Here is a 26,052-nt window from a genome sequence, read left to right as displayed (position 1 = left end):
GACAAGCCACTGTCAGGGCCCGATTCCTCGATCGGCGCACGGTACCGATAGGTTTTCGACGTACCAGACCGCCAAGGAAAGGGTGATCCGTTGAGCCGCTCGGTTCTCGTCACCGGAGGAAACCGGGGCATCGGCCTCGCCATCGCCCGCGCCTTCGCCGACAACGGCGACCAGGTCGCGATCACCTACCGTTCCGGAGAGCCGCCCCGGGCGCTCACCGAGGCCGGTGTCCTCGCGGTCCGCTGCGACATCACGGACGTCGATCAGGTGGAGCAGGCCTACAAGGAGATCGAGGAGAAGCACGGTCCCGTGGAGGTGCTGGTCGCCAACGCCGGCATCACCAAGGACCAGTTGCTGATGCGGATGTCGGAGGACGACTTCACCTCCGTCCTCGACACCAACCTCACCGGCACCTTCCGGGTCGTCAAGCGCGCCAACCGCGCCATGCTGCGCGCCAAGAAGGGCCGCGTCGTCCTCATCTCCTCCGTCGTGGGCCTCCTCGGCTCGGCCGGCCAGGCCAACTACGCCGCCTCCAAGGCCGGGCTCGTCGGCTTCGCCCGGTCGCTGGCCCGTGAACTCGGTTCGCGGAACATCACCTTCAACGTCGTCGCCCCCGGTTTTGTCGACACCGACATGACCCAGGCGCTCACCGAGGAGCAGCGCAAGGGCATCGTGTCCCAGGTGCCGCTCGGCCGCTACGCGCGGCCCGAGGAGATCGCCGCCGCGGTGCGCTTCCTCGCCTCCGACGACGCGTCGTACATCACTGGAGCCGTCATTCCCGTTGACGGCGGATTGGGCATGGGTCACTGATCACCATGAGCGGAATTCTCGACGGCAAGCGCATCCTCATCACCGGGGTGCTGATGGAGTCGTCCATCGCGTTCCACGCCGCGAAGGTGGCCCAGGAGCAGGGGGCCGAGGTCATCCTCACGGCCTTCCCCCGCCCCACCCTGACCGAGCGCATCGCCAAGAAGCTGCCGAAGCCGGTCAAGGTCATCGAGCTGGACGTCACCAACCAGGAGCACCTGGACCGGCTGGCCGGCCTGGTGCGCGAGGAGCTCGGCTCCCTGGACGGCGTCGTCCACTCCATCGGCTTCGCGCCGCAGGACGCGCTCGGCGGCAACTTCCTCAACACGCCGTTCGAGTCCGTCGCCACCGCGATGCACGTCTCGGCGTTCTCCCTGAAGTCGCTGGCCATGGCCTGCAAGCCGCTGATGAGCGAGGGCGGCTCGATCGTCGGCCTCACCTTCGACGCCCAGTACGCCTGGCCGCAGTACGACTGGATGGGCCCGGCCAAGGCCGCGCTGGAGGCCACCTCCCGCTACCTCGCCCGTGACCTGGGCAAGGACGGGCTGCGCTGCAACCTGATCTCCGCCGGACCGCTCCGCTCCATGGCCGCCAAGTCCATCCCGGGCTTCGAGGAGCTGGCCGACGTCTGGAACACCCGCGCTCCGCTCGCCTGGGACATGAACGACCCGGAGCCGGCCGGCCGCAGCATCGTGGCCCTGCTCTCCGACTTCTTCCCGAGGACGACGGGCGAGATCATCCACGTCGACAGCGGCGTGCACATGATCGGCGCCTGACCGCGCGCCACCCCTGCGGGACGGCCCCCGGCCGCTGACCCCCTCCCGGTTCCCGGAGGCGGTCGGCGGCCGGGGGCCGTTCACGGTCCGTGGCCGCCCGCTGCCGTTCCGGTCGAGAATTCGGCCGATCCACCGCAGAATGGGGAGGAACCGGACTTCTTGTCAGGCTGCGGGAGGGAGATCGCCATGCGTCCCACGCGCCGCCGAACCCGTCTCCTCCTGGCCGCTCCGGTGGCCGTCGCCGCCCTCGCCGTACTCATGGGGGTCCACGCCGCAAAGGGGGCCGACTCCGGTACGGGAGAGGGGCCCCCGAAGCCCGAACCGGCCGGCTCGGAATGCCGTACGTCCATCGAGGGCTCCCGGGTCGTCGCGTACTGCCACAACCCCTACCCCTCCACCGACCTGGTCCGGCTGCACACCGAATGCGACCGCTGGTGGGACGTCGACGCGGACGGCGCGGCGGTCGCGGTGGAGCCCGGCCGGACCGTACGGCTGGAGGACCGCTGCTGGAAGGAGGTCGCCACGGCCTGGGTCAGCCACCACCCCGCCCCGGTCTGAGAGATTCCGGCGCGGGGCGAGTGCGGCGGGGTGAGCGCGGTGGGGCCGGGTGGGGCGGTGACGGAAGAGCCGCCGGAGACCCCTGGACCCCCTGGATTCGGTCTGCCGGGCCGGGTCCGCCGGGCCCGGTCCGTCAGGCGCGTTCCGTCAGGCAGGTGAGTGCGTGGCTCGCCGCCTCGGCCGCCGCCGTCTCCGCGTCCCCGGCCCGGATCGCCTCGACCAGCCGGCCGTGGTCCATATGGTTCTCCGGCCGCAGCTCGGGGCCCACATCGCCGCGCAGATAGTCACGCAGCAGATCCCCGAGGTCGGCGTAGAGCTCGGTCAGGACGTCGTTGTGCGAGGCCGCGACCACCGCCAGGTGCAGCGTCGCGTCCGCCGCCACGAACGCCTCCGCGTCCCCCGACGACCAGGCCTCCTCCCGGTGCGCCATCAGCGAGTCGAGCTGCCGCAGATCCCGCTCGGTACGCCGGACCGCGGCCAGCCGGGCCGCCGACGACTCCAGCGTCGAGCGCAACTCCGCGATATGACGGGGATCGGCGGTCGCGAACCTGCGGTGCATCACCCCGGCCAGCTCGCTCGTGGCGATCACATAGGTGCCGGAGCCCTGCCGGATGTCCAGCAGCCCGTTGTGCGCGAGGGCCCGCACGGCCTCGCGGACGGTGTTACGGGCCACCCCGAGCTGCTCGACCAGCTCGGGCTCGGTCGGAATCCGCGAGCCGACCGGCCACTCGCCCGAGGTGATCTGGTTCCGCAACTGGGCGATCACCTGGTCGGAGAGTGCCGAACGCCGTGGAGACGTCAGCGCCATGGTGCTCCTTGCTCGTGAGCTGTCAGGTCCGGGCCGGATTCTCTCAAGGAAATCCGGGGGACACCGGGGGATCCCGGGGTGCCCGCGGGATTGGACAATCAATCATCCCATGATTCTATGATGGCTCCATGCCGGACGACGAGACGCAGACCCCGACCCTGAACCGCGGCCCCGCCGCGCGCACCCCCCACGAGCCCCCCGCCCGACGGCTCCCCGGCACGGACGGGACCCCCGCGCCCTGGCTGCTGCGCCTCATCGCCGTAGGACTCGTCCTGGCCGCCCTGAACCTCCGCCCCGCCATCACCAGCCTCGGCGCCCTCCTCGAAGAGGTCCGCGAGGGGCTGCACATGAGCGGGAGCGTGGCCGGCGTCCTCACCTCCGTGCCGCCGCTCTGCTTCGCCGTCTTCGGGGTCATGGCGCCGCGCCTGGCCCGCCGCTTCGGCGCGGGCGCCGTCGTCTGCGCGGGTATGGCCGCCATCGCGGCCGGCCTGCTCATCCGCCCGTACATCGGCTCCACCGCCGGGTTCCTGGCCGCCAGCGCGCTGGCGCTGATGGGCATCGCCGTCAGCAACATCCTGATGCCGGTGATCGTCAAGCGCTGGTTCCCCGACCGCGTCGGCACCATGACCGGTCTCTACTCCATGGCCCTGGCCCTCGGCACCGCCCTGGCCGCCGCCGTCACCGTGCCCGTCACCGGGGCGCTGGGCGGCGACTGGCGGACGGGTCTCGTCGTCTGGGCGGTGCTCGCCGCCGTCGCGGTACTGCCCTGGATCGTCCTCGTACGCGATCGCACCCCGCCCCCCGGTGCACCCCTTCCGGGCTCGCCCGCCTCCGGTCCGGTCGTCTCCGGCTCGACCGTCTCCGGTACGTCAGCCTCCGGTACGTCAGCCGTGGACGCGCCGGCCCTCCGGATCACCCGCAGCCGCACCGCCTGGGGCCTCGCCTGCTTCTTCGGGCTCCAGGCCACCGCCGCGTACATCACCATGGGCTGGATGCCGCAGATCTTCCGCGACGCCGGGGTCTCCGCCGGCACGGCCGGACTCCTGCTCGCGGTCACCATGGCGATGGGCGTCCCGCTCGCCTTCGTCATCCCCCGGGTCGCCTCCCGGCTCACACACCAGGGCCCCATCGTCGTCGTCCTCGGCCTGTGCGGCCTGATCGGCTACAGCGGCCTCTACCTCGCCCCCGCCGCCGGAGCCTGGGCCTGGGCCCTGCTCCTCGGGGTGGCCAACTGCGCCTTCCCGCTCGCCCTCACCATGATCGGCATGCGGGCACGGTCCGGCGCGGGCGTGGTCCGGCTCTCCGCCTTCGCCCAGTCCACCGGCTATCTGCTCTCGATCCCCGGCCCGCTGCTCGTCGGCGTGCTCTACCAGCACAGCGGCGGCTGGGGACTGCCGATCGCCCTGATGGCGGGCCTCATGATTCCCCAGATGGTGGCGGGGATCCTCGCGGGCCGGGACCGGACGATCGAGGACGAGTGCTGAGATGCGACACTGACGTCATGCCAGTGCTCGATCCGAATCCCCAGAACGGCCAGAAGAAGCTTCTCCTCGTGTTCGGGGCGATGCTCCTCATCACCGTCGTCATCGGTGTGATCGCCACGATCGCCTCGCCCTGACGCCCGAGGACCCGGTGGACCCCGTGGGGGGTGGGGCCAGCCCCCCTTCCCCTAGGGCCTGTCTGATAATGATCACGTCGGGGAGGCAATTCTCGGTGGAGTCAGCTGGCTGCCTGTGGGAGGGTCCTGCATGTGATCAGTCAGAATGGCGCCCGGGTCCGCGAGCTCGTACTCGCGGACGGAGTTCGCCCTGCGGACGTTGTGCGTGTTCATCGCGAAGCTCTTCGCGTGCTGCGTTCGAGCATCGATGCAGCCCACATCGATGCGTACAGCGATGACGCCTGGCCGCCCGAAGTCCTGGACTCGCATGAACGTGCCTTGTCACTGGCTCGGGAGGAGGTCGTGAGCGGCACCCGCTCCCGGCGCTCTGACCCCGGGATGGGGGTCGACCTTGATGTCCAAGACGACGGGCACTTCAAGGTGCTGTCGGACTTGGCTCCCTACACGATCCACGCGGAAGGCTGGCGGGACGGCCAGCAGGTTTTCAGCGCCAGCGACTCGGGAACGTCCCTGTGGGTTGAGGTAACCCAGGAACAGGAAGCAGCCCTTCTGTCCCGGTTGGGTCAGCTGGGAATCTCATCGGGTGTGCTGACCGTCCTGGCTCCCGGGCGCTGAGCGCCTGCCGACGCAGGCTCGCGGAGCCAGAGGATCAGCGAGGCGAGGCGGAGCCCGGCCTGATATCGGTCCGCGAGCTTGTCGAAGCGGGTTGCTATCGCGCGGAACTGCTTGAGCCGGCTGAAGCACCTCTCGACGACGTTGCGATGCTTGTACGCTTCCGCGTCGAAGGCGGGCGGTCGGCCGCCTCGGGAACCCCGACGGAGCCGGTTGGCGACCTGGTCAGAGCGTTCAGGGATCGTAGCGGCGATGCCACGACGCCTGCACCAGGCGCGGATCGCCCGGGACGAATACGCCTTGTCGCCGAGGACCCGATCCGGGCGGGTGCGCGGTCGTCCCCGCCCGGTGCGCGGGACGCGGATGGCGTCCAGTGCCGCCTCAAACACGGTGGAGTCGTTGGTGTTGCCGGGGGTGAGCACGAGCGACAGCGGCAGGCCGCGGCCGTCAACCGCCAAGTGAACCTTGGTGGTCAGCCCGCCCCGGGACCGGCCGAGGGCCTGCCGTTCCGCCGAGCGTCCCGGGTCTTCCAGTTTGTCCCCGTTGGCCTCCCCTTTTTACGGGCGCCGGCCGCATGCTGGTGGGCGCGGTTGATCGTGGAGTCCACCGAAACCGTCCACTCCACCGTGCCCACCGCGTCATCACATACCTGGACCTGCTCCAGCAGCTTCGCCCAAGTGCCATCCGCATCCCAGCGGGCGAATCGCTCGTAGACCGTTTGCCACGGTCCATATCGTTCCGGCAGATCACGCCACGGAGCACCCGTCCGCAGTCGCCAGAGCACTCCGTTGATCACCTGCCGGTGATCCCGCCACGGCCGCCCGCACCCGTCCGAGCCCGGAAGCATCGGCTCTATGCGCTCCCACGCCGCATCCGTCAGCTCGCCTCGACCTGTCACAAGATCAATTATCAGACAAGCCCTAGGGGGCCAGGGTCAGGGTGAAGTGGGTGGGTCACCGGATGGGACCGACCGTTCCCACTCCGTAGGTTCTTCGGTAACGACCGATGACCCAACGGAGGCGGACATGCCGACACCGACGCACACCAGGCCCCACCGACGGGCCGCGGACGGCGTCGAGATCCGGCTGCCCTGGTGGGCCGTCGCCCTGCCCGCCGTCGCGTTCGCCGCTCTGCTGCTGATGATCCTCAGCCCCGGACAGGCTCGGGCCGCCACCGGCGACCCCGCGCTCGGACAGTTGATCGAGCACACCCTCCAGCTGCTGTCCCGCTGAGGCGAAGCCGCCCCGGACCAGCGCGTCAACTCCCCGGACGAGCACGTCAACACCCTGCGCCCGAGGCCGCATTTCATGCGAAGCTGAGGTGTATGAGCGTCGAGACACCTCGCAGGATCGTCCTTCTCCGGCATGCCAAGGCGGAATGGTCACAGGCTTCCGATCATGAGCGCCCGCTGGCCGAGCGCGGCCGCAAGGACGCGCCCGTGGCCGGCCGCAGGCTCGCCGATTCCGGCATCGCATTCGATCTGGCCCTCTGCTCCAGTGCCGTCAGGACGCGGGAGACCTGGAAGCTGGCGGTCCATGAATTCTCCCAGCGACCCCGGACCGTCTACGAGGAGAGGCTGTACGAGGCCTCCCTCGGTGAACTGATCGCCCTCTTCAACGAAACTCCGGACGAGGTGCGCAACCTCCTGGTCATCGGCCACAACCCCGGGATGCACGGGGCCGCCGACGCCCTGTCCGGCTCGGCCGAGGGCGACACCCTGGCCCGGATGACCCGGGACGGCTTCCCCACGGCCGCCTACGCCGTGGTGGAGTTCCCCGGCTCCTGGAAGAGCGTGGAGCACGGGGCGGGCAAGCTCACCGAGTACTGGACGCCGAACGACTGAGCGGGCTCCCGTACCGCTGACCACGTGAACGCGTCAGGCCCCGGCACATCTCCTGCATCTCCCGTGCTGGGGCCTTCCCGCGTACGCCTCCGAAACCGGTGGCCCGGGGCGGGGCTCCGGGCGGCCGAAACCGGTGGCCCGGGGCGGCTCGGGCGGCTCGGGGCCTTCAGTCGACGAGACCGTCCGCCGCCTCGACCTCTTCACGGGTGATACCGAGCAGATAGAGCACGGTGTCCAGGAACGGCACGTTCACCGCGGTGTGCGCCGCCTCGCGGACCATCGGCTTGGCGTTGAAAGCGACGCCGAGCCCGGCGGTGTTCAGCATGTCGAGATCGTTCGCCCCGTCCCCGATCGCCACCGTCTGCGCCAGCGGCACCCCCGCCTGCTCGGCGAAGCTCCGCAGCAGCCGTGCCTTGCCCGCCCGGTCCACCACCTCGCCGACGACCCGGCCGGTGAACTTGCCGTCCACCACCTCCAGGGTGTTGGCCGAGGCGAAGTCGAGGCCGAGCTGCTCCTTCAGGTCGTCCGTGACCTGGGTGAAGCCGCCGGAGACGACGCCGACCTGGTAGCCGAGCCGCTTCAGCGTACGGATCAGGGTGCGGGCGCCGGGGGTGAGCCGTACCTCGGTGCGGACCTTGTCCACCACCGAGGCGTCCAGACCGGCCAGCAGCGCCACGCGGGCGTGCAGCGACTGCTCGAAGTCCAGCTCGCCGCGCATCGCCTGCTCGGTCACCTGGGCGACCTCGGCCTCGCAGCCCGCGTGCGCCGCGAAGAGCTCGATCACCTCGTCCTGGATCAGCGTGGAGTCGACGTCCATGACCACCAGCCGCTGGGCCCGCCGGCTCAGCCCGGCCGAGACCACCGCGACGTCCACGCCGATCTGCGCGGCCTCGGTCGCCAGCGCGGTCCGCAGCTCCCCGGTCCCGGTGCCCGACACCGCGAACTCGACGGCGGTGACCGGGTACTTCGCCAGCCGGAAGATACGGTCGATGTTCCCGCCGGTCGAGGTGATGGTGGCCGCTATGGCGGCGGTCGACTCCGCGGTGAGCGGGTGTCCCAGCACCGTCACATGGGAGCGGCCGTCACCGCGGGGGCGGTTGTCGCCGATGCCGGAGATGATCTCGGCCTGCAGCTTCAGGGAGTCGGACCAACTGTGCACGGTCGCCCGCAGATCGCCCTCGGTCGTTCCGCCCGCGGTGGGCGCGGTGACCAGGGCGCACAGCACGATGCGGCCCCGCGTGACGACCTGCTCGATGTCCACGACGTCGACCGAGTACGCGGCGAGGGTGTCGAAGAGTCCGGCGGTGATGCCCGGACGGTCCTTGCCGAAGATCTTGACGAGAAGCGTGGGTGCGTCGCCGCCCGGAGGGATCCCGTCGCCGGTCCCGTCGACCCGACGGGGCTCAGGGGGCTCAGACGGCTCAGAGGGCTCAGGGGACGAGAGGGGCTGAGGTGGCTGAGATGCGCTCATGGTGCTCCCACCGTATCGGTCCCGTCCCCTCCTCCGGCCGCCCGTCCCGAGTGCCGGACGGAATCGCTCCGGTGCCACCCCCGGTACCGCGTACGACATCGCCCCCGATGCCGGGCGGTGGTCCGGGCCCGGGTACGCGAGGAGTCGCGGATCTGGCCGGTACGGGTCTTGCGCCCGGCCGCACCGGGTGTCCCGTATATACCGTTGTGAAGTCGCTGAACGTTCTCTGGGTGGTAATCAGACCTTCATCAGGACTTCTTCCGTTACGCTCCCGTTTCGCCCCCGGTACCGGGGGCTTCGCGCAGGTCTCCGCGCGCTCTTCACCCGCCCGACTTTCGGATCGGGGACTGCTCCTGGAATAGTTCCCCACGATGTTCAGCATCCCTAGACTCCCTGCGACGGGGGTAACACGGGGGACAACTAGTGGGGCGCGGAGTGCCGGAACTCGTACTGGAATTGAATGGCAGCACCTGGACGCTCGATCCGTCCAGGTCGTACACCCTGGGACGTGATCCGCAGGGCGACCTGACGATCGACGACGCCAGAGTGTCGTGGCGGCATGCCACGATCAGCTGGAACGGCCGCAGTTGGTCCATCGAGGACCACGGCAGCACCAACGGCACCTATACGCAGGGTCAACGGATCCAACAGGTGGAAATCGGCCCCGGCTCGGTGCTGCACCTGGGCAACGCCACCGACGGGCCCCGGGTGAGCCTCGGTCCCGCCGCGGGCGCCGGTGCCGTCGGCGGTCAGGCGGCCGGAGTCCAGCAGGCTCCGGTGCAGCAGCCCCACCAGCAGCCCCAGGGCGGCGGCGCGGGCTGGCAGCACGGACAGCAGGCACCCGCGCACCAGGCCCCGGCCCAGCAGCATGCGCCTGCCCAGCAGCAGGCCTGGCAGCAGCCGCAGGCCCCGCACCAGCAGGCGCCCCAGCAGCAGGCCCCGCACCAGAGGGTGCCGCACCAGCAGGGCCCCGGGCATCCGGCCGGACCGGGACAGGGCGGTGCCGCGGGGGCGCCGCCGGTCTACGGTGACCGCAGCCCGACCACGTTCCACCAGCTGGCCCTCGGCCGGGTCATGCGCATCGGCCGTGCGCTGGAGAACGAGCTGGTCGTCTCCGACCTCCAGGTCTCCCGCAACCATGCCGAGTTCCACGCGACGCCCGACGGCCGCTTCGAGATCCGCGACCTCGGCTCGCACAACGGCACGTACGTCAACGGTCTGCCGCTCCAGAAGTCCGGCTCGGCGCTCATCGGCCCGAACGACATCGTCGGCGTCGGCCACTCGACGTTCCGGCTGGTCGGGGACCGGCTGGAAGAGTTCGTCGACACCGGTGAGGTCTCCTTCTCCGCCCGCCACCTCACGGTGACGGTCGACGGCGGGAAGCAGATCCTCAAGGACGTCTCCTTCGGCGTTCCGGAGAAGTCGCTGATCGCGGTCATCGGCCCCTCCGGCTCCGGAAAGTCCACCCTGCTCAAGGCGCTCACCGGCTACCGGCCCGCCAACCAGGGTGACGTCCTCTACGACAACCGAAACCTGTACAAGCAGTTCGCCGAGCTGCGCCAGCGCATCGGTCTGGTCCCGCAGGACGACATCCTGCACAAGGAACTGACCGTCACCAAGGCCCTCAAGTACGCGGCCAAGCTCCGCTTCCCCGCGGACACCACCGAGGCCGAGCGCCAGTCCCGGATCACCGAGGTCCTCGCCGAACTCAAGCTCGACATCCACAAGGACAAGAAGATCACCTCGCTCTCCGGCGGCCAGCGCAAGCGCGTCTCGGTCGCCCTGGAGCTGCTCACCAAGCCCTCGCTGATCTTCCTGGACGAGCCGACCTCCGGCCTCGACCCGGGCATGGACCGCGATGTCATGCAGCTGCTGCGCGGCCTCGCCGACGACGGCCGTACGGTGCTCGTGGTCACGCACTCGGTCGCCGAGCTGGCGATCTGCGACAAGCTCCTCGTGATGGCGCCCGGCGGTTCCGTCGCCTACTTCGGTCCGCCGGAGGAAGCGCTGAACTTCTTCGGCTACACCAGCTGGGCCGACGTCTTCTCCGCCTTCGAGAACTACCGCGACTACGACTGGGCGGGCCGCTGGCGCGGTTCGCAGCATTACCAGATGTACGCCGCCGACATCGACGCGGTCGCGGCCCAGCCGGTCAACATGCCGCCCCCGCAGCAGATGCGCCCGCCGAAGCCGCAGGGCTGGATGGCGCAGCTGTGGACGCTGATCCGGAGATACTCCTCCGTCATCGCGTCCGACAAGGGTTTCATGGGCCTGATGCTGATCCTGCCCGCCGTGCTGGGCGTGGTCAGCGTGGTCATCCCGGCGGAGTTCGGTCTCGCCGAGCCCGACCCGCCGTCCCGGTTCAACGGCAAGGCCGGAACGATCATGCTGATCCTCGCGGTCGGCATGTGCTTCTCCGGCGCCGCCAACTCCGTACGAGAGCTGATCAAGGAACGGGTCATCTACGAACGGGAGCGGGCCACCGGCCTGTCCCGATCCGCGTACCTGATGTCCAAGGTGATCGTCCTCGGCGTGATCACCGCCTTCCAGGGCGTGATCATCTGCGGCATCGGCTTCGCCACCCGCGATCTGCCGGCGGAGGGCCTGATCATGCCCCCGGCCGTCGAGATCTGTCTCTCGATCATCGTGCTGGGCTTCACCTCGATGATGTTCGGCCTGGTCATCTCCTCGCTGGTGAAGACCGCTGAGAAGACCATGCCGCTGCTGGTCATGTTCGCGATCATCCAGGTCGTCTTCACCGGCGTGCTCTTCCAGGTGTACGGATCGCCCGGCCTGGAACAGTTCGCCTGGCTGATGCCGTCCCGCTGGGCGATGGCCGCGGCCGGCACCACGCTGGACCTGGCGCACCTGATGCCGCCGTGGGACCCGAAGAACCCCACCGATCTCGACCCGCTGTGGGAGCACACCGCGAGCCAGTGGGGCATCAACATCACCGTCCTGCTCGCGCTCGGCGTGATCTGCGGCGTCGTGGTCGCACGCCTGCTGCGCCGCCACGAGCCCGAGGTCATGCGCAAGTAGGGTCCGGGGTCCGCCCTGACAGAGCGACGCCGGAGGCCGGCACCCCACGGGGTGCCGGCCTCCGGCATGTGCACGGCTTGGCTCAGCAGGACGGCTTGCTCGGCAGGACGGCTGGGCTCGGCTGGACGACTTGGCTCAGTACGCGCCGTTCACGTTGTCCATGGAGCCGTAGCGGTCGGCCGCGTAGTTGCAGGCGGCGACGATGTTGGCGACCGGGTCGTACAGGTCCTTCTTGGTGCCCGCCACGTGGTAGCGGTCGAAGGTCGGCTGGATCACCTGGAGCAGACCCTTGGACGGGACGCCGTTCCGGGCGTTGATGTCCCAGTTGTTGATGGCCCAGCGGTTACCGCTGGACTCCCGGATGATGTTGCGGTGGATCCCCTCGTAGGAGCCGGGGATGCCTTCCTTCTTCATGATCGACATGGCCTCGCGGATCCAGCCGTCCAGGTTGTTGGCGTAGACGGGCGTGCGCGCGGTGGAGCGGTTCGCGGCCTCGGTGTCGCGCTTCTTCGCGTCCGCCTTGGCCTTGGCGGCCTTGGCCTTCGCGTCGGCGGCGGCCTTGGCCTTCGCGTCGGCGGCGGCCTTGGCCTTCGCGTCGGCGGCGGCCTTCGCCTTCGCCTTGGCGTCCGCGGCGGCCTTGGCCTTCGCCTCGGACGCGGCCTCGGCCTTCGCGGCGGCGGCCTTGTTCGCGGCGGCGGCCCTCGCCTTCGCGGCGTCGGCGGCCTTCACCAGCTTCTCGGCGGTGGAGTGCTGCTCGATCATGCTGTTCTGCACGGTCTTGGCCTGCGCGGAGCCGGCGGCGAAGGCCACGGGCGCGGCGGCAGCCGCTGCCTGCGGGGAGATCTCGGGCTCGGTGTTCGACGGGACGAGCGAGAAGGTCAGGGCGGCGACGCCCAGGGCCGACACACCGGCCACGGAGATCCTCTGGACCTTGTTCAGACGACGGACACGGCGGGGAATGCGAGACGCGGACATGCAGGGATACCTCTTCGAATGCTCAGGTGTCCTCACGGAGGACGAGACCGGAGGCGGCGATGCGTACCTCCGTTGGGGACGAGAGCAATTCTTAGCGGCAGCAAAATTCTGAGGCAACGATGTGACGTACGAAGCCAGATAGTGGAGCGGAGGCCGGTTCGCCCGAAATGACCCCCGCTCACGCCTGCTCAAATGGCTCTTATGGGCCCACTAGGTACGTTCGTAAGTGACGTGGGTCCTATGCCCGGGCTCACATCGGCGACGTAACAGTCTCACCATTCGTTGCTGGAGCAATCCGGAGCGTTACGTTCCTCATCCGGCAGGATGAGGTGGACGTCCCCGAACTCGTGCCAGAGGTACCGCTCCTGGAGCGCCGCCTCGTACCCCCGGCGCAGCGCCTCGCGACCCGCCACCGCCTCCAGCATCAGCAGATGCGAGGCCTCCGGCTCGTGCAGCCCGGTCAGCAGCCCGTCCACCACGCGCACGCCCCGTCCCGGCGTCACCACCAGATCCGTCCACCCCGACGCCGGCCGCACCACCCCGTCCGCCCCCGCCGCCGACTCCAGCGCCCGCACGGCCGTCGTCCCGACCGCGATCACCCGCCCGCCCGCCGCACGGTCCTCACCCCGCGCCGCCCGTACGGCGTTCACCAGCCACGCCGTCGCCGCCGGCACCGAGAACCGCTCCGGGTACGGCGGTTCGTGCGCCTCCGCCGAGGACACCCCCGTATGCAGGGACAGCGGTGCGAACAGCACCCCCCGGCGCACCAGCTCCGCCACCAGCGCGGCTGTGAAGGGCCGTGCCGCACTCGGCATCTCCGCCGAACCGCTCCCGTCCGGCGACGGCGCCGCGAACACCGTTTGATACGCCGCCAGCGGCTGGTCCCGCTCCGTGTACCCGTACCGGATCGGCCGCCCGTACCGCCGCAACAGCTCCGGCACCGGCGCAGGCACCGGCTCCGACTCCGGCACCTGCACCTGCTCCGGCACTGGCTCCGGCACCCGCGCCCACCACAACCGGGCCCCCGCCGCGGGCCCGAGCGGCTCCTCCAGCACCAGGGCGTTACCGCCCGGCAGCCGCACCACCGCCCCCGCAGGACCGCCCGGCCGGGGCCCGGTGACCCCCGCCCGGCCGGGAGCCCGCAGCTCCACCGCCCACCGCCCGTCCGCACCCCGCGTCGAGAAGTGCACGACAACCCGCTCCCCGCCCACCCGCCCGTTCACGGCGGCGGGCAACGTCATCGACGTGTTCACCACCAGCACGTCCCCGCCCCGCAGCTGCGCGGGCAGCTCCCGGAACGCACGGTGCGAGACCGCCCGCCCCCGCGACACCAGCAGCCGTACGTCGTCCCGCCCAGCACCCCGCTGCTCGGCGGGCACCCGGGCCGACAGGACGTCCGGCACCCGCAAGGCCTCCAGGGCGGCTGGGCCGCCGGCCCCGCCCCACCGATGCGAGGTCCGGTCGGTCCGGCTCCCGTCCGCTTCCACCGCGCCGGGGTCCGGGGCGTCTGCCCGCGCTCCGCCCGGGGACGGTTCGTCTGTCCGCGCTCCGCCGGGGCGTGGCGAGGCTGCCCGCGCTCCGCCGGAGCCGGGCGAGGCTGTCCGTACCTCGTTCCGCTCCGGCCCGTCCGGCTCCGCCTCGCCCGGGTCCGCCCCGCCCGAAGCGGTCCCGCCCGGCTCCGGCCCGTCGGTCCGCGCGTCGTCCGCCCATGGCCGGCCCGAGCGCCGCCCGTCCGTCCGCACCCCGCCCGGCCCCCGCCCCCGCGCCGTCACCGAGGGCCCCCGCCCGGCCCGGCCAGCAGCGCCTGGGCGGCGAACCGTCCACTGGCCGGCCGCTCCCGTACCAGCCGCAGGAACGCGGGCGCCACGCTCTCCGGCGACGGCCGAGGCTCGTCCGCCTCCTCCGGGACCGCCGCGGCGTACAGATCCGTCGCCATGTCACCCGGGTCGACGGCCCACACCCGCAGCCCCGGCTCCTCCTCGCCCAGCACCGCCGCCAGCTGGTCCAGCGCCGCCTTCGACGCCCCGTAGCCGCCCCACGTCGGGTACGGTTCCGCCGCCGCGTCCGAGCTGATCATCACCACCGCACCCGCCCCCGAGGCCCGCAGCGACGGCAACGCCTCCTGTACGAGACCGAGCGCCGCCACCACATTCGTCTCCAGCGCCCGCCGCAGCCCCTCCAGCGGCAGCGCGTCCAGCCGGACCAGCGGCTCCGCGCCCAGCACGCTCGCATTGCTCACCAGCAGGTCGAGTCCGCCCAGCGACCCGGCGGCCGCCACCAGGTCCGCCCGGTGCGCCGCGTCCGTGACGTCCCCCGGCACCGCCACCACCCGCGTCCCGTACCGCCCGCGCAGCTTCCTCGCCGTGTCCTCCAGCACCCCGGCGGTCCGGGCGTCCAGCACCAGGTCCCACCCCTGCCCGGCCAGCGCCCCCGCCAACGCGCGCCCCAGCCCCTTCGAACCACCCGTGATGATCGCGACCGGCATGATGACCGTCCCCTTCGTACCCTCGTCGTCCACCGGGAGACCCCGGTGCCCCCAACGTAGGAAGCCCGCACCCCACCGCGCCTCACCCCGGAGCCGCACCCGTACCCGGTACTTCGGCGTAGGTCCCCTGTGGTCCTACGACCTCCGGCCGAGGGCCCCCGCCGCCCGGACCTAGACCCCCGTCCGCTCATCACCGACCCCGGCCCGATACGACCGCGCGGTTTCCGCCGGTACGGTGATCCCATGAGTCATCGCCCACCGTCGGGCCTCGCCGCGGTGAGTGCCGCGCTGCTCGCCATGAGCCGGCACCTCGAAGTGGGCGACGTCCTGAAGACGATCGTCGCCTCCGCCCGCGAGCTGCTCGACGCCCAGTACGCGGCCCTCGGCGTCCCGGACGACCACGGCGGCTTCGCCCAGTTCGTGGTCGACGGGGTCAGCGACGAACAGTGGAAGGCCATCGGCCCGCTGCCCCGCCAGCACGGCATCCTCGCCGCGATGCTGCACCAGGCGAAGCCCGAGCGCCTCGCCGACGTCCGCGAGGATCCCCGCTTCGGAGGCTGGCCCGACGCCCACCCCGACATGTCCGACTTCCTCGGCCTGCCCATCACGGACGGCGACGAGATCATCGGAGCCCTGTTCCTCGCCAACAAGCTGTGCCCCAAGCCCGAGGGCGGCTGCGGCTTCACCGCCGAGGACGAGGAGCTGCTCCAGATCCTCGCCCAGCACGCCGCCATCGCGCTCACCAACGCCCGCCTCTACGAGCGCAGCCGCGAACTGACCATCGCCGAGGAGCGCTCCCGCCTGGCCCACGAGCTGCACGACGCGGTCAGCCAGAAACTGTTCTCGCTCCGCCTCACCGCCCAGGCCGCCAGCGCCCTCGTCGACCGCGACCCCGTCCGCGCCAAGGGAGAGCTCCAGCAGGTCGCCGTCCTCGCCGCCGAGGCGGTCGACGAGCTGCGGGCCGCCGTCGTGGAACTGCGCCCCGCGGCACTCGACGAGGACGGGCTCATCGCCACCCTCCGCACCCAGATCCAGGTCCTGGACCGGGCGCACACCGCCGAGGTCGCCTTCGAGAGCCGCGGCGTGCGCGCGCTGCCCGCCGCCCAGGAGGAAGCACTGCTCCGGGTCGCCCAGGAGGCCCTCCACAACGCCCTGCGCCACTCCGGCGCGGAGCGTGTGAGCGTCACCCTGGCCCGGCGCGGCACCGCCACCGTCCTGCGCGTCACCGACGACGGGTGTGGCTTCGACCCCACCGCCGTCCGGCGGGCGGGCCGCCACCTCGGCCTCGTCTCCATGCGCCACCGGGCGAGCAGCGTCGGCGGCCGACTCACCGTTGCCTCGGAGCCCGGCAAGGGCGCCACGATCGAGATGGAGGTCCCCGGTGGCTGACAAGATCATCAGGGTGCTGCTGGTCGACGACCATCAGGTGGTCCGCCGCGGACTGCGTACGTTCCTGGAGATCCAGGAGGACATAGAGGTCGTCGGTGAGGCGTCCGACGGAGCGGAGGGCGTGGCCCGGACCGAGGAGCTCCGCCCCGACGTCGTGCTGATGGACATCAAGATGCCCGGCACCGACGGCATCGAGGCCCTGCGCCTCCTGCGGGAGCTCGACAACCCCGCGAAGGTCCTCATCGTCACCAGCTTCACCGAACAGCGCACGGTGGTCCCCGCCCTGCGCGCCGGAGCCTCCGGTTACGTCTACAAGGACGTCGACCCGGACGCCCTGGCCGGGGCGATCCGCTCGGTCCACGCCGGCCACGTACTCCTCCAGCCGGAGGTCGCGGGCGCGCTGCTGGCCCAGGAGGACGCGGGCACCGGCACGGGGCGGGGGAGCACGCTCACCGAGCGGGAACGCGAAGTCCTCGGCCTCATCGCGGACGGTCGTTCCAACCGCGAGATCGCCCGTGCGCTCGTCCTCTCCGAGAAGACGGTCAAGACCCATGTGTCGAACATCCTGATGAAGCTCGACCTGTCCGACCGGACGCAGGCCGCGCTCTGGGCGGTACGTCATGGAGCGGCGGGCTGACGTCGGCACCACGGCGGGTTCCCGTCCTCCGGAGCCGGAGCCGGAGCCGGAGCCGGAGCCGGTGAACCGGTGCCGCCTCCGCCTCCGGCCACAGCGGCGCCGACGTCCACGGCCCGGCCACCCACTCCCGGGCGTCGGCGGCTAACCTCGTGCGGCTTCCCGTCGCCGTCCCGGCGAACACGGGCAGCGTGGTGGGCGTGCTCAACCCGGCCTTCGGCAACCCCGGCCTTCGGCAGCCCCGGCCTCAACCACTGAGCCAAGCCCCCTCCCGAAAGCCGGACGCCCCTCCCACCCCCAAGGGCCCGCCCGGCTTCCGCCGCACCCGCCTCCGCTCGGCCCGGCGCACCACTCCAGCCGGTCCGGCCACTCCCCAGCCCGTCCGGCGTTCGAGGACGGACCCCTCACCAAGGGGATCCCGAGCCCATCAGCCCCGCCACGGGCCGGCAACCCAGCCCGTCCGGCGCTTGAGGACAAAGGCCCGCGGGCCTACCGCCGAACCTCCCCGCCCTCCACATACGCGTTGTACGCCGCCACCTGAGCCCGCCGAGCCACCCGCTCCACCGGCCGCAACGCCTCCCCCCGCGCCGCGATCTCCGACGCGCTCACCGCACCGCCGTGCCCGTTCGCGTACGCCACCGAGACCAGCAGCCCCACCCGCTGCGCCATCTCCAGCACCCGCGCCGCCCGCGGCGGATACCCGGGCGCCAGCACATCGCGCCCCCGCCCCCGTTCCGCCCGCGCCCGGTACTCGTCCACCGCCGCCTCCGCCACCGGCCCGGAACCGGCCACGTCCAGCCGCGACAGCACCGCCGTCGCATCCCGCAACGCCTCCGCCAGCTCCCGCTCCGCCTCGCCCAGCGAGGGCACGTCCGCGGGCGGCGCCGCCCGTACCGGCAGCACCCGCCACACCACCTCGACGTGCAGATCCCCCTCCGGCCCCACTTCGCTCACCTCGGGCACCAGCCCGTACGGCACCCCGTACGCGATCACCGCCTCCTCCGCCTCCAGCGCCCGCGCGTTGAAGTCGGGCGGGCCGCTCAGCCCCAGCGGATGCCCCGGCACCGGCAGTGCGACCCGGAAACCGGTCGCCCTCAGACCCCTCAGCCGGCCGAGCGCCAGCGTGAGCCCGACCGGCCCCGCCTCACCCGGCAGCCCCTCGACGCGGTGCACCGCGTCCTGTCCGACAATCGCGAGGGCCGCCTCGTCCGGCGAGACGAGTCCCGCCAGAAGTGCGTTTCCCCAGGCGGCCAACAACCCTGAACGTGGTTCGACAAGCATGCCGACAGCCTAGGCAACGGCCGGGGATCGGCCCTCACGCCCGGGGCACTCGCACGGTGGCGTAGGTTTTCCCTGGGAGCCGTGCCCACCGGCACGCGACGATCGACGAGACTGCATGGGGAGACAACGCGCTCATGAGCGATGTACTGGAGCTGGTGGACGTATCCGTGGTCCGCGACGGACGCGCTCTGGTGGACGACGTCTCCTGGTCGGTCAAGGAGGGGGAGCGCTGGGTCATCCTGGGCCCCAACGGGGCCGGCAAGACGACCCTCCTCAACCTCGCCTCCAGCTACCTCTTCCCCAGCAGGGGAACGGCCACCGTCCTCGGTGAGCAGCTGGGCGGCGTCGGCACCGACGTCTTCGAGCTGCGCCCCCGGATCGGCATGGCGGGCATCGCGATGGCCGACAAGCTGCCCAAGCGCCAGACGGTGCTGCAGACGGTCCTCACCGCCGCGTACGGCATGACCGCCACCTGGCACGAGAACTACGAGGCCGTCGACGAGGAGCGCGCCCGCGCCTTCCTCGACCGCCTCGGCATGACCGAGTACCTGGACCGCAAGTTCGGCACGCTCTCCGAGGGGGAGCGCAAGCGCACCCTGATCGCCCGCGCCATGATGACCGACCCCGAACTGCTGCTCCTGGACGAGCCCGCCGCCGGACTCGACCTCGGCGGGCGCGAGGACCTCGTCCGCCGCCTCGGCCGCCTCGCCCGCGACCCGTTCGCCCCCTCCATGATCATGGTCACCCACCATGTCGAGGAGATCGCACCCGGGTTCACCCACGTCCTGATGATCCGCCAGGGCAAGATCCTCGCGGCCGGCCCCATGGAGACCGAGCTCAGCTCCCGCAACCTCTCCCGCTGCTTCGGCCTGCCGCTCATCGTCGAGCACACCGGCGACCGCTACACCGCGCACGGACTGCCGCTGTCCTGACGGCCCCGCCGGGGCCCCCGCTCGTCCCGTGGCCCGACCGAGCGCCGCAGCGGACCGTCGTACCGTGATCGACAGGCCGCTCACCGCAGTTGGCCACCCGTGCGCCCTGTCGGTGACGCTCCGACAGTCCTACGATGACCATGTGGACATCGACGCATGGGTGTGGTGGCTGATCGGCGCGGTGGGACTGGGCATCCCCCTGGTCCTGACCGCGATGCCCGAGTTCGGGCTGTTCGCCGTCGGGGCGGTGGCCGCATCGGCTGTCGCCGCCCTGGGCGGCGGAATCGTCGCCCAGGTACTGGTCTTCGTCCTGGTCTCGGTCGGGCTGATCGCCGTCGTGCGCCCGATCGCCGCCAGACACCGGGCCGGGCAGACCGGGCACGCCAGCGGCATCGACGCCCTGAAGGGCCGTCAGGCGGACGTTCTGGAACGGGTATCGGCCTCCGGCGGCCGGATCAAGCTCGCCGGTGAGGTCTGGTCGGCCCGCTCGCTCGACGCCGACCAGGTCTTCGAGCCCGGCAGCCAGGTCGATGTCGTGGACATCGACGGAGCGACGGCCGTCGTCATGTGACCGAAGCGCGCACGGGGCGGGCCGCGGTCTGCCAGACTCGAAGTCGATCATGCCGATCATCATGAGAACCCGGCCCGGCCCACAACTCGCCGACCACCGGCCGTACATGAGGACCGGCCCCGATCACCGCGATCCACCGGCCAACCGAAGGGCACGAGAGACACGATGCAACCGATCATCATCGTTCTGATCATTCTGGTGGTGCTCGTCTTCATCGCCCTGATCAAGACGATTCAGGTCATCCCGCAGGCCAGCGCCGCCATCGTGGAGCGGTTCGGCCGCTACACCCGCACCCTGAACGCGGGCCTGAACATCGTCGTCCCGTTCATCGACTCGATCCGCAACCGGATCGACCTCCGTGAACAAGTGGTGCCCTTCCCGCCGCAGCCGGTGATCACCCAGGACAACCTGGTCGTCAACATCGACACCGTCATCTACTACCAGGTGACCGACGCCCGCGCCGCGACCTACGAAGTCGCCAGCTACATCCAGGCGATCGAGCAGCTCACCGTCACCACCCTCCGCAACATCATCGGCGGCATGGACCTGGAACGGACCCTCACCTCCCGTGAGGAGATCAACGCGGCCCTGCGCGGAGTCCTCGACGAGGCGACCGGCAAGTGGGGCATCCGCGTCAACCGTGTCGAACTCAAGGCGATCGAGCCGCCGACCTCCATCCAGGACTCGATGGAGAAGCAGATGCGCGCCGACCGCGACAAGCGCGCCGCGATCCTCACCGCCGAGGGCATCCGGCAGTCCCAGATCCTCACCGCCGAGGGCGAGAAGCAGTCCGCGATCCTGCGCGCCGAGGGTGAGTCCAAGGCCGCCGCCCTGCGCGCCGAAGGCGAAGCCCAGGCCGTCCGCACGGTCTTCGAGGCCATTCACGCCGGAGACCCGGACCAGAAGCTCCTCTCGTACCAGTACCTCCAGATGCTTCCGAAGATCGCCGAGGGCGACGCCAACAAGCTCTGGATCGTGCCCAGCGAGATCGGCGACGCCCTCAAGGGCCTCAGCGGAGCCTTCGGGAACCACGGCGGCGGCATGCCCGGCTTCAACACCGGCGGCAACGGCGGCAACGGAAACGGCAACAGCGGCGGCGGCAACTCCGGTGCCCCCGCGGTGGAACGGCGCGAGGAACCCCCCGTCTCCTGACTCGGAAGCCCCTTCGTGCATGATCAGTGAGGCCCCTCGACCTTCATGGCGGGGAGGCATCACTGACCATCGAAGGAGATGGCCTTGTCCATCTGGGAAATACTCGCCGTCTTCACGGCCGGAGTCGGAGCCGGCACGATCAACACGATCGTCGGCTCGGGCACCCTGATCACCTTCCCCGTCCTGCTCGCCACCGGCCTCCCGCCGGTCACCGCGACCGTGTCCAACGCCCTGGGCCTCATCCCCGGCTCCATCAGCGGGGCCATCGGCTACCGCAAGGAACTCGCCGGACAGCGCCGACGCATCCTCAAACTGAGCGCCGGAGCGGCGGTCGGCGGCCTCTGCGGAGCGATCCTGCTGCTCGCCCTGCCCTCCACGGCCTTCGAAACGATCGTCCCGGTCCTGGTCGCCCTGGCGCTCGTCCTGGTGATCCTGCAACCACGCATCAGCAAAGCCGTCCAGCGCCGCCGCGAACACACCGGCGCCCCGCCCCGCGCCGACGGCGGACCGCTCCTCTTCACCGGCCTGATGCTCGCCAGCGTCTACGGCGGCTACTTCACCGCCGCCCAGGGGATCATCTACCTCTCCCTGATGGGCATGCTCCTCGACGACACGATGCAGCGCCTCAACGCCGTCAAGAACGTCCTGGCCGCCGTGGTCAACACCATCGCCGCCCTGTTCTTCCTCTTCGTCGCCCACTTCGACTGGACGGCCGTCGTCCTCATCGCGGTCGGCTCGGCCATCGGCGGCCAGATAGGCGCCAAGGTCGGGCGCCGCCTGAGTCCCACCGTCCTGCGCGCCCTCATCGTGGCCGTCGGCACGGTGGCCATCGTCCAACTGCTGCTCCGCTGACACACGTGGGCCCGCCCCCGGGGACGGGCCCACGGATACCCCACCAGGCGTACGTCACGTACGCCACCGCTCTACGCGGCCGCCGCCCGGTCCAGCCACTCGGGCAGCGCCGAGCGGTCGCCGGCCCCCATCGCCAGCAGCATCGCCTCTGCGGGGGAGGGGACGAACGGCTGCTTCAGCAGCGGCATCCCCGCCTGCGCCGGCGTCCGGGCGGCCTTGCGGTGATTGTCCTCGGCGCAGGAGGCCACCGTGTTCAGCCAGGTGTCCTGCCCGCCCTGGGCGCGCGGCACCACATGGTCGACGGTGGACGCCCGCCGCCCGCAGTACGCGCACCGGTGCTGGTCCCGGATCAGCACACCCCTTCTGGACCACGGCGCCTGTCTTCGGAACGGCACCCGTACGTACCGGCAGAGCCTGATCACCCGGGGCGCCGCGATGTCCACGGCGGCACCACGCATACGGAGCTCGGGATGCGACTGCTCGACGACGGCCTTGTCCGTCAGGATCAGGACCACCGCACGGTTGAGCGTCACTGTCGACAGCGGCTCGAAGCTCGCGTTGAGAACCAGCGTGTCACGCATCCTGCCCACCTCCCGTGTGCCGCCCGCCCCCTGGCAGGCCCGGATCAACTCTGGCTGGGCAGGCCGCGATGGACAACGCAATAAAAAATGCCCTGCTCTGATCTCTCCAAGACCAGAGCAGGGCAAACAGCAAACGAACTAATCGCCGGCGGGAGCCTCGTACTCACCGATCAGCCGAGCACGCCCCAGCGTGTGGAACCGGAGATTGAACCCGGCCACCGCGGGAGAGACATCGCTGTCGATCCCGAGCTTCTCGGTGTCCACCGCGTACACGGTGAACACATAGCGGTGATTCTCCCCGGGCGGCGGCGCGGCGCCCCCGAAGTCCTTGGAGCCGTAGTCGTTACGGGCCTGGACGGCCCCTTCGGGCAGCCCATCGAACGTTCCGCTGCCCGCACCGGCCGGAAGCTCCGTCACCGAGGCCGGGACATCGAAGAGCACCCAGTGCCAGAACCCGCTGCCCGTCGGGGCATCCGGGTCGAAACACGTCACGGCGAAGCTCTTGGTCCCCTCGGGGAAGCCCTCCCACCGCAGCTGCGGCGAAGTGTTCCCGCCCGCAAGCACCTGGGCATCGCCCAGCACGGCCCCCGGCGCGAGATCGTCGCTCACCACGGTGAACGCCGGAACCTCCGGGTGGAAGTCGTGCGGCAGCGGGGCCCTCTTCGGCTCGGTCACGTCTCGCACCTCTCCTTGATCGGTTCGTCTGCCTTCCCACCCGACCCTAGAGCCAGTTGCGCTGTCCGCCGACCTGGGCCAGCCACTGGTTGAGGTACGCCGCCCAGTCGGTCTGCTGGAAGTCGTGCAGCCCCACCTGGAACGCGCGGTAGGAGTCGCTGCCCTCGCTGAACAGTCCCGGCTTCTTGTCCATCTCCAGGATGACGTCCATCTCGCGGTCGTCGGTGACGAAGGTCAGCTCCACCTGGTTCAGCCCGCGGTACTGCGTCGGCGGGACGAACTCGATCTCCTGGTAGAACGGCAGCCGCTGACGCGTACCGCGGATGTGACCCCGCTCCATGTCCGCGCTGCGGAAGCCGAAGCCCAGTTGCCCGAAGGCGTTCAGGATGGCCTCCTGCGCCGGCAGCGGGTGCACGTTGATCGGGTCCAGGTCACCGGAGTCCAGCGCGCGGGCGATCTCCAGCTCGGTGGACACCCCGATGTTCATCCCGCGCAGCTGCCGGCCGCCGAACATCGTGACCGGCGTCTCCCAGGGAATCTCCAGGCCGAACGGCACCACGTGCACCGCGCCCGCCTGCACCTCGAACGCGCCCCCGAGCCGCAGCTTGGTGAACTCGATGTCCTGCTTGGTCTCCTGGTCCCCGCTCTCGACCTCGACCCGCGCCTGCAGACCGACGGACAGCCCCTCGATCTGCTGCGCGACCGACCCGCCCTGGATCCGCACCTCGCCCTGGACGACCCCACCGGGGACGACGTTGACCTCGGTGAGCTCGGTCTCCACCGAGGCACCGCCGGCACCCATGCTCGCGAGCAGCCGCTTGAAGCCCATAGTCACTCCTTCTTGGTCCTGACCCCTAGATACGCGCCATGACGGTAGCCGGTTCCCGTCCGGGCGATCCCGGTACCCTCGGTCGTCATGACCAAGGGCCCCGACCGCACCCCGCTGACGCGCGACTTCTTCGACCGCTCCGCAACGCAAGTCGCCCCCGACCTCCTGGGCCGCATGCACGGCATGTCGAGGCGGTCAGCGTGAACGTCGACCGCCTCGCCCATCCTGCCGAAGAGGTCGCCCCCAGGCTCCTCGGGAGCGTCCTCACCTGCGAGAGCACCGAGGGAACCGTGAGCATCGCCATCACGGAGACCGAGGCGTACTCCGGTACGGCCGACCCGGCTTCCCACGCCTACCGAGGCCGGACGCCCCGTAACGCCGTCATGTTCGGACCCGCGGGGCACCTGTACGTCTACCGGTCCCACGGTCTCCACTGGTGCGCCAACGTCGTCACCGGGACGGACGGCATCGCCTCGGCCGTCCTCATCCGGGCCGGCAGGGTCATCGAGGGCGAAGACCTGGCCCGCGAGCGGCGAGGGGAGAAGGTCGAGAGTCCACGCCTTGCCCGGGGCCCGGGGAACTTCTGCCAAGCACTCGGCATCACGGCGGAACACAACGGCGCAGACCTCCTGACGGGCACCTCGGTCATGCTGTCCGAGGGCGAGCCGGTGCCCGGCGCGCGCATCCAGGTCGGTCCTCGGGTAGGCGTGAGCAGGGCCCACGACTGGCAGCACCGGTTCTATCTCGCCGGCGACCCGACGGTCTCCGCATACCGGCTGAGCCCGCGAGCCAAACCCGCCGGAGCCTGAGCCGCTGCGCGCCTTGAGAGAAACCGCGCCATCGTGAGAACCGGCAGCGAAACCCGGTAGCTGTTCGGACCCAGCTCTGTTTACGTTCGACCGCATGGCTGACGACTGCTTCGCGCATCCACGGCTCGCCGCGATCTACGATCCGCTCGACCCCGACCGCGGTGATCTCGATGCCTACCTCCGGATCGGAGAGGAGTTCGAGGCACGCCGAGTGCTGGACATCGGCTGCGGCACCGGGGTGTTCGCACTTCTCCTGGCCGACCGCGGGATCGAGGTCGTCGGTGTGGATCCCGCGCCGGCGTCCATCGATGTCGCCCGGTCCAAACCGGGCAGTGAGCGAGTGCGCTGGATCTGCGGTGACGCGACAGACCTCCCGCCGCTGCGGGTCGACCTCGCGACGATGACAGCGAATGTCGCCCAGGCCATCGCTGATCCGCAGACGTGGCAGATGACGCTACTGGCGGCCTACGAGGCGCTGCGGCCCGGCGGGCACCTGGTCTTCGAGACGCGCGATCCGGCCAGGCGCGCCTGGGAGGAATGGACCCGCGAGAACTCCTACCGGGTGACGGAGATCCCCGGCGTCGGCTCCGTCGAGAGCTGGGTCGAGCTGATCGAGGTGAACCGGCCTCTGGTGACGTTCCGCTGGACCTACGGGTTCGCAGCGGACGGACAGGTGCTGACGTCGGATTCGACCCTGCGTTTCCGCGAGCGGGAGGAAGTCGAGCAGGATCTGGTCGCGCAGGGGTACGTGGTGGATGACGTTCGCGACGCGCCCGACCGTCCAGGAAGGGAGTTCGTCTTCCTGGCGCGACGTCCATGATCGTCGGTGATGCCCGCCACCCGGACCTCGATGACGCGCACTCAAGGTTCCCCGGCACAGGACAACGACCCTGGCGCAGTGTGACCAGGAGGAAACTTGACGCACCCTCGACGGACGCCTAACGTAGTCCGAGCCGCTTGACACGGGTACAGCTCTCGGCACAGCCCATCGGGCCGGACCGAGCTACTCGAAGCAGCCAAACCACTACCTACGACTCACCCTGGCGGGTGCGAATTCGGCATGCCCGTAATTCGTCCCATCGGCTCGATTATGAGCTGCCAAGAGAATCGGCTAACGTAGTGAACACGCCGAAAGGCAAGGCCACTCCACAGGCCACCGGAAATCGAATTCGGACCGGAAACGGAACGAATAAGAGTCTGGTAAGGTTGGAACCGCCGGAAAGGGAAAACGCGAAAGCGGAGGACCTGGAAAGCGAGAAATGCTTGACCCGCTTCGGCCGGGAATCGGACACGAAAGAGTCTGATAGAGTCGGAAACGCAAGACAGCAGGACACAGCAGGAAAACGAAGGGAAGC

The 26,052-nt window shown here is 70.5% G+C and carries 27 protein-coding genes; 17 read left to right on the top strand and 10 right to left on the bottom strand.

Annotated features, from left to right (window positions below; genetic code table 11):
* The first annotated feature begins 90 nt into the window (after positions 1-90).
* The 3 genes from fabG to ACGF2Y_RS32570 all read left to right on the top strand — a co-directional run bounded on the left by fabG (position 91) and on the right by ACGF2Y_RS32570 (position 2,141).
* Complete coding sequence (gene fabG, locus ACGF2Y_RS32580; protein ID WP_392954914.1) at positions 91-810, top strand: 3-oxoacyl-[acyl-carrier-protein] reductase; 720 nt, start codon at positions 91-93, stop codon at positions 808-810.
* Positions 811-815: 5 nt separating this feature from the next.
* Positions 816-1,583, top strand: a complete 768-nt coding sequence (gene fabI / locus ACGF2Y_RS32575) for an enoyl-ACP reductase FabI (protein ID WP_392954913.1) — start codon at positions 816-818, stop codon at positions 1,581-1,583.
* Between the two features lie 186 nt (positions 1,584-1,769).
* Positions 1,770-2,141 carry a hypothetical protein gene (locus ACGF2Y_RS32570; RefSeq protein WP_392954912.1) on the top strand — a complete coding sequence of 124 codons (372 nt, stop codon included), beginning with the start codon at positions 1,770-1,772 and terminating at the stop codon, positions 2,139-2,141.
* A gap of 133 nt (positions 2,142-2,274) precedes the next feature.
* Here the strand turns inward: ACGF2Y_RS32570 and ACGF2Y_RS32565 are convergent, their stop codons facing one another.
* Complete coding sequence (locus ACGF2Y_RS32565) at positions 2,275-2,949, bottom strand: FadR/GntR family transcriptional regulator (RefSeq protein ID WP_392954910.1); 675 nt, start codon at positions 2,947-2,949, stop codon at positions 2,275-2,277.
* A 128-nt stretch (positions 2,950-3,077) separates the two neighbouring features.
* Between ACGF2Y_RS32565 and ACGF2Y_RS32560 the strand changes: the two genes are divergently transcribed.
* The 3 genes from ACGF2Y_RS32560 to ACGF2Y_RS32550 all read left to right on the top strand — a co-directional run bounded on the left by ACGF2Y_RS32560 (position 3,078) and on the right by ACGF2Y_RS32550 (position 5,182).
* Entirely contained in the window at positions 3,078-4,433 is a 1,356-nt protein-coding gene (locus ACGF2Y_RS32560) for a CynX/NimT family MFS transporter (protein ID WP_392954908.1), read from the top strand.
* 17 nt (positions 4,434-4,450) lie between these two features.
* Positions 4,451-4,567 carry an SGM_5486 family transporter-associated protein gene (locus ACGF2Y_RS32555; protein WP_007446146.1) on the top strand — a complete coding sequence of 39 codons (117 nt, stop codon included), beginning with the start codon at positions 4,451-4,453 and terminating at the stop codon, positions 4,565-4,567.
* A 228-nt stretch (positions 4,568-4,795) separates the two neighbouring features.
* Positions 4,796-5,182: a hypothetical protein gene (locus ACGF2Y_RS32550; protein ID WP_392954906.1), complete on the top strand. Its 387-nt coding sequence runs from the start codon at positions 4,796-4,798 to the stop codon at positions 5,180-5,182.
* Here ACGF2Y_RS32550 and ACGF2Y_RS32545 read toward each other — a convergent pair.
* Positions 5,131-6,077, bottom strand: a protein-coding gene (locus ACGF2Y_RS32545; protein WP_392954904.1) for an IS5 family transposase whose coding sequence is annotated in 2 segments (ribosomal slippage) — positions 5,131-5,729 and positions 5,729-6,077 — 948 coding nt in all. Because the reading frame shifts where the segments join, the coding sequence is not laid out codon by codon here. The two genes, ACGF2Y_RS32550 and ACGF2Y_RS32545, sit on opposite strands and share 52 nt — an antisense overlap.
* A 127-nt stretch (positions 6,078-6,204) precedes the next feature.
* Between ACGF2Y_RS32545 and ACGF2Y_RS32540 the strand changes: the two genes are divergently transcribed.
* Together ACGF2Y_RS32540 and ACGF2Y_RS32535 are read left to right on the top strand one after the other, a co-directional pair.
* Positions 6,205-6,411, top strand: coding sequence for a hypothetical protein (locus ACGF2Y_RS32540; protein WP_392954902.1), 207 nt, complete (start codon positions 6,205-6,207; stop codon positions 6,409-6,411).
* Between the two features lie 92 nt (positions 6,412-6,503).
* Positions 6,504-7,022, top strand: a complete 519-nt coding sequence (locus ACGF2Y_RS32535; RefSeq protein WP_392954900.1) for a SixA phosphatase family protein — start codon at positions 6,504-6,506, stop codon at positions 7,020-7,022.
* A gap of 166 nt (positions 7,023-7,188) precedes the next feature.
* On the opposite strand, the gene serB is transcribed toward ACGF2Y_RS32535, so the two are convergent.
* Positions 7,189-8,493: a phosphoserine phosphatase SerB gene (gene serB / locus ACGF2Y_RS32530; RefSeq protein WP_392954898.1), complete on the bottom strand. Its 1,305-nt coding sequence runs from the start codon at positions 8,491-8,493 to the stop codon at positions 7,189-7,191.
* 423 nt (positions 8,494-8,916) lie between these two features.
* Here serB and ACGF2Y_RS32525 point away from each other — a divergent pair, with 423 nt between their 5' ends.
* On the top strand, positions 8,917-11,532 hold the full coding sequence (locus ACGF2Y_RS32525; RefSeq protein ID WP_392954896.1) for an FHA domain-containing protein: 2,616 nt from the start codon (positions 8,917-8,919) through the stop codon (positions 11,530-11,532).
* Between the two features lie 135 nt (positions 11,533-11,667).
* On the opposite strand, the gene ACGF2Y_RS32520 is transcribed toward ACGF2Y_RS32525, so the two are convergent.
* The 3 genes from ACGF2Y_RS32520 to ACGF2Y_RS32510 form a co-directional block, all read right to left on the bottom strand.
* Positions 11,668-12,507, bottom strand: a complete 840-nt coding sequence (locus ACGF2Y_RS32520) for a transglycosylase SLT domain-containing protein (protein ID WP_392954894.1) — start codon at positions 12,505-12,507, stop codon at positions 11,668-11,670.
* Positions 12,508-12,779: 272 nt separating this feature from the next.
* Positions 12,780-13,925, bottom strand: a complete 1,146-nt coding sequence (locus tag ACGF2Y_RS32515; RefSeq protein WP_392954967.1) for an S-adenosylmethionine:tRNA ribosyltransferase-isomerase — start codon at positions 13,923-13,925, stop codon at positions 12,780-12,782.
* Between the two features lie 350 nt (positions 13,926-14,275).
* Positions 14,276-14,992, bottom strand: a complete 717-nt coding sequence (locus tag ACGF2Y_RS32510; RefSeq protein ID WP_392954892.1) for an SDR family NAD(P)-dependent oxidoreductase — start codon at positions 14,990-14,992, stop codon at positions 14,276-14,278.
* Between the two features lie 243 nt (positions 14,993-15,235).
* On the opposite strand from ACGF2Y_RS32510, the gene ACGF2Y_RS32505 reads away from it, so the two are divergent.
* A complete protein-coding gene (locus ACGF2Y_RS32505) occupies positions 15,236-16,381 on the top strand; it encodes a GAF domain-containing sensor histidine kinase (RefSeq protein ID WP_392954890.1) in 1,146 nt (381 codons plus the stop codon).
* Positions 16,374-17,018 (top strand): response regulator, encoded by a 645-nt coding sequence (locus ACGF2Y_RS32500; protein WP_392954888.1) that lies wholly within the window; start codon positions 16,374-16,376, stop codon positions 17,016-17,018. Before ACGF2Y_RS32505 ends, ACGF2Y_RS32500 begins: the two co-directional genes overlap by 8 nt.
* A gap of 486 nt (positions 17,019-17,504) precedes the next feature.
* Here ACGF2Y_RS32500 and ACGF2Y_RS32495 read toward each other — a convergent pair whose 3' ends face one another.
* Entirely contained in the window at positions 17,505-18,296 is a 792-nt protein-coding gene (locus ACGF2Y_RS32495; RefSeq protein ID WP_392954886.1) for a hypothetical protein, read from the bottom strand.
* Positions 18,297-18,430: 134 nt separating this feature from the next.
* Between ACGF2Y_RS32495 and ACGF2Y_RS32490 the strand changes: the two genes are divergently transcribed.
* The 4 genes from ACGF2Y_RS32490 (at position 18,431) to ACGF2Y_RS32475 (ending at position 21,803) form a co-directional block, all read left to right on the top strand.
* Positions 18,431-19,228, top strand: coding sequence for an ABC transporter ATP-binding protein (locus ACGF2Y_RS32490; protein WP_392954884.1), 798 nt, complete (start codon positions 18,431-18,433; stop codon positions 19,226-19,228).
* A 142-nt stretch (positions 19,229-19,370) separates the two neighbouring features.
* The gene (locus tag ACGF2Y_RS32485) at positions 19,371-19,799 is read left to right on the top strand and encodes an NfeD family protein (protein WP_392954882.1); all 429 of its coding nucleotides are present in this window, start codon (positions 19,371-19,373) and stop codon (positions 19,797-19,799) included.
* A 165-nt stretch (positions 19,800-19,964) separates the two neighbouring features.
* A complete protein-coding gene (locus tag ACGF2Y_RS32480; protein WP_392954880.1) occupies positions 19,965-20,951 on the top strand; it encodes an SPFH domain-containing protein in 987 nt (328 codons plus the stop codon).
* A 78-nt stretch (positions 20,952-21,029) separates the two neighbouring features.
* The gene (locus ACGF2Y_RS32475; RefSeq protein ID WP_392954878.1) at positions 21,030-21,803 is read left to right on the top strand and encodes a sulfite exporter TauE/SafE family protein; all 774 of its coding nucleotides are present in this window, start codon (positions 21,030-21,032) and stop codon (positions 21,801-21,803) included.
* 71 nt (positions 21,804-21,874) lie between these two features.
* Here ACGF2Y_RS32475 and ACGF2Y_RS32470 read toward each other — a convergent pair whose 3' ends face one another.
* The 3 genes from ACGF2Y_RS32470 to ACGF2Y_RS32460 form a co-directional block, all read right to left on the bottom strand.
* Positions 21,875-22,384 carry an HNH endonuclease gene (locus tag ACGF2Y_RS32470; protein WP_392954876.1) on the bottom strand — a complete coding sequence of 170 codons (510 nt, stop codon included), beginning with the start codon at positions 22,382-22,384 and terminating at the stop codon, positions 21,875-21,877.
* Between the two features lie 138 nt (positions 22,385-22,522).
* Complete coding sequence (locus tag ACGF2Y_RS32465) at positions 22,523-23,059, bottom strand: YbhB/YbcL family Raf kinase inhibitor-like protein (protein ID WP_392954874.1); 537 nt, start codon at positions 23,057-23,059, stop codon at positions 22,523-22,525.
* A 46-nt stretch (positions 23,060-23,105) separates the two neighbouring features.
* Entirely contained in the window at positions 23,106-23,888 is a 783-nt protein-coding gene (locus tag ACGF2Y_RS32460) for a sporulation protein (RefSeq protein ID WP_392954872.1), read from the bottom strand.
* Positions 23,889-24,088: 200 nt separating this feature from the next.
* Here ACGF2Y_RS32460 and ACGF2Y_RS32455 point away from each other — a divergent pair, with 200 nt between their 5' ends.
* Together ACGF2Y_RS32455 and ACGF2Y_RS32450 are read left to right on the top strand one after the other, a co-directional pair.
* Positions 24,089-24,697, top strand: a complete 609-nt coding sequence (locus tag ACGF2Y_RS32455) for a DNA-3-methyladenine glycosylase (RefSeq protein WP_392954870.1) — start codon at positions 24,089-24,091, stop codon at positions 24,695-24,697.
* A 94-nt stretch (positions 24,698-24,791) separates the two neighbouring features.
* The gene (locus ACGF2Y_RS32450; protein WP_392954868.1) at positions 24,792-25,517 is read left to right on the top strand and encodes a class I SAM-dependent methyltransferase; all 726 of its coding nucleotides are present in this window, start codon (positions 24,792-24,794) and stop codon (positions 25,515-25,517) included.
* The last annotated feature ends 535 nt before the right edge of the window (positions 25,518-26,052 follow it).

This window comes from Streptomyces sp. NPDC048142 (assembly GCF_043202835.1).
Lineage (GTDB): Bacteria > Actinomycetota > Actinomycetes > Streptomycetales > Streptomycetaceae > Streptomyces.
The sequence above is the reverse complement of the archived record's forward strand: the minus strand, read 5'-3'. Positions and strand labels throughout refer to the sequence as shown.

Coding starts and splice junctions, on each gene's coding strand:
- ACGF2Y_RS32475 (WP_392954878.1), top strand. CDS start 21,030: ATGGCCTTGTCCATCTGGGAAATACTCGCCGTCTTCACGGCCGGAGTC.
- ACGF2Y_RS32460 (WP_392954872.1), bottom strand. CDS start 23,888: ATGGGCTTCAAGCGGCTGCTCGCGAGCATGGGTGCCGGCGGTGCCTCG.
- ACGF2Y_RS32490 (WP_392954884.1), top strand. CDS start 18,431: ATGAGCGATGTACTGGAGCTGGTGGACGTATCCGTGGTCCGCGACGGA.
- ACGF2Y_RS32540 (WP_392954902.1), top strand. CDS start 6,205: ATGCCGACACCGACGCACACCAGGCCCCACCGACGGGCCGCGGACGGC.
- ACGF2Y_RS32520 (WP_392954894.1), bottom strand. CDS start 12,507: ATGTCCGCGTCTCGCATTCCCCGCCGTGTCCGTCGTCTGAACAAGGTC.
- fabI (WP_392954913.1), top strand. CDS start 816: ATGAGCGGAATTCTCGACGGCAAGCGCATCCTCATCACCGGGGTGCTG.
- ACGF2Y_RS32505 (WP_392954890.1), top strand. CDS start 15,236: ATGAGTCATCGCCCACCGTCGGGCCTCGCCGCGGTGAGTGCCGCGCTG.
- ACGF2Y_RS32570 (WP_392954912.1), top strand. CDS start 1,770: ATGCGTCCCACGCGCCGCCGAACCCGTCTCCTCCTGGCCGCTCCGGTG.
- ACGF2Y_RS32565 (WP_392954910.1), bottom strand. CDS start 2,949: ATGGCGCTGACGTCTCCACGGCGTTCGGCACTCTCCGACCAGGTGATC.
- ACGF2Y_RS32470 (WP_392954876.1), bottom strand. CDS start 22,384: ATGCGTGACACGCTGGTTCTCAACGCGAGCTTCGAGCCGCTGTCGACA.
- ACGF2Y_RS32555 (WP_007446146.1), top strand. CDS start 4,451: ATGCCAGTGCTCGATCCGAATCCCCAGAACGGCCAGAAGAAGCTTCTC.
- ACGF2Y_RS32450 (WP_392954868.1), top strand. CDS start 24,792: ATGGCTGACGACTGCTTCGCGCATCCACGGCTCGCCGCGATCTACGAT.
- serB (WP_392954898.1), bottom strand. CDS start 8,493: ATGAGCGCATCTCAGCCACCTCAGCCCCTCTCGTCCCCTGAGCCCTCT.
- ACGF2Y_RS32560 (WP_392954908.1), top strand. CDS start 3,078: ATGCCGGACGACGAGACGCAGACCCCGACCCTGAACCGCGGCCCCGCC.
- ACGF2Y_RS32535 (WP_392954900.1), top strand. CDS start 6,504: ATGAGCGTCGAGACACCTCGCAGGATCGTCCTTCTCCGGCATGCCAAG.
- ACGF2Y_RS32495 (WP_392954886.1), bottom strand. CDS start 18,296: ATGCTTGTCGAACCACGTTCAGGGTTGTTGGCCGCCTGGGGAAACGCA.
- ACGF2Y_RS32510 (WP_392954892.1), bottom strand. CDS start 14,992: ATGCCGGTCGCGATCATCACGGGTGGTTCGAAGGGGCTGGGGCGCGCG.
- ACGF2Y_RS32480 (WP_392954880.1), top strand. CDS start 19,965: ATGCAACCGATCATCATCGTTCTGATCATTCTGGTGGTGCTCGTCTTC.